The sequence below is a fragment of the Candidatus Symbiopectobacterium sp. genome (genome assembly GCF_020054415.1).
GTDB lineage: Bacteria > Pseudomonadota > Gammaproteobacteria > Enterobacterales > Enterobacteriaceae > Symbiopectobacterium.
This window is the reverse complement of sequence record NZ_JAHWCO010000534.1, coordinates 1-1,254: the sequence shown is the minus strand read 5'-3', so window position 1 is coordinate 1,254 and position 1,254 is coordinate 1. Positions and strand designations below refer to the sequence as shown.

General features: G+C 49.4%; 1 protein-coding gene and 1 pseudogene. One reads left to right on the top strand and one right to left on the bottom strand.

What is annotated here, in order from left to right; genetic code table 11:
• The coding region (locus tag QZ506_RS15720; protein ID WP_291972320.1) for an IS1 family transposase at positions 1-223 on the top strand (223 nt) is incomplete at its 5' end.
• A gap of 2 nt (positions 224-225) precedes the next feature.
• On the opposite strand, the pseudogene QZ506_RS15715 reads toward QZ506_RS15720, so the two are convergent.
• Positions 226-943, bottom strand: a pseudogene (locus QZ506_RS15715) (Na+/H+ antiporter NhaC family protein); the annotation flags it as partial.
• Positions 944-1,254 lie beyond the last annotated feature (311 nt).

Below are 1,254 nucleotides of genomic sequence, written 5' to 3'. Positions count from 1 at the left end.
CGTCAGTCATGCAAACACGGATGGCTACAGGGCTTACAACGACGAACTTCCAAAAGTAAGACACATTGTTAGCAAGCTGTATACACAGCGTATTGAGCGTGCACATCTGACACTGCGTAACCGATTGCAACGGCTCAATCGAAAGACGCCCGGATATTCAAAATCATCCGAAATGCACGATAGGATCATCGGTACTTACATCGAACGCGAGTACTACGTTTGATGCTACATCAACTCATTGAATACACGACCGATCGCCGCATAGCATTGGATTGCCCATGGAACAAGATCCAATGTGCTAACCCTTAGGGTGCTGGCCATATACACCCCCAGCCGAGATCCATGGCAGTAATGGCTCAGTCACTGTACCCGCGTCCTCCACCGTTCGCGACAGGTTCTTGGTGTCCAGTCCCATACGCAGATAAGATTCTCTAAACAATTCAGCGGGAATAAGTAGCGCCAACTTCCCGTCACTGGTTGCTCCCGTGAACAATAGGGTGGTTGCCACGGTAGCTGCAATCAACTGAACCACACTGCGAATCGCCTTTAGCAACCGGTTAATGATTACGGTCAGGGCCCCTGTCAACGTTAAGGCCCCTGCAAAGGAAAATGCGCAAAGCACCAAGAGGATGGCGCTCATAATGGAGAACATCCCTCCATGACCGAGCAAACGGGGAATGTCGCTGATCAAGCCGGTTACCTCTGTACCCTGTGTGGCAAACATTGATGTGGTGAAACCGTGAATCAATGAAATACACCCTTGTTGCAGGGTAAATCCCTGTAGGCCTACGCCGATCCCTATTGTCAAGACGGACGCGGCCAACATAACGGGTATCACAGGGCGTTTGGTGATGGCACCCCACAAAACCAGGATGGGCGGTACGAGCAGGATCACGTTAAAGTGATACAAACTCGCTATCGACGTTACAATTTGATCCACCTTATCCAGATTGTCCGCGTGGCTGGGGAGATGGGTATAGCCTGCATATTCGCATGCGATCGATCATCGATTCGCATCTAAGGTCGATCACGTTTTCGCATCGTATCGATCATCCGGAAACCTAACTTTTTTATCGTGTTAGCGTGTTTCTTCTGCGCGTTCCACTACCGGGCGGCTTTGTTGAATAAATAGATATTATGCTGCGTAGCCATAAAGGCTGCGGATTCCCTTGACGTAAAATCAGTATGTTAAATCCAGAGCGTGGTGATTCATCCCGGAGCGATCAGCATTTTAATCCAAAACAGGCGTGTCAT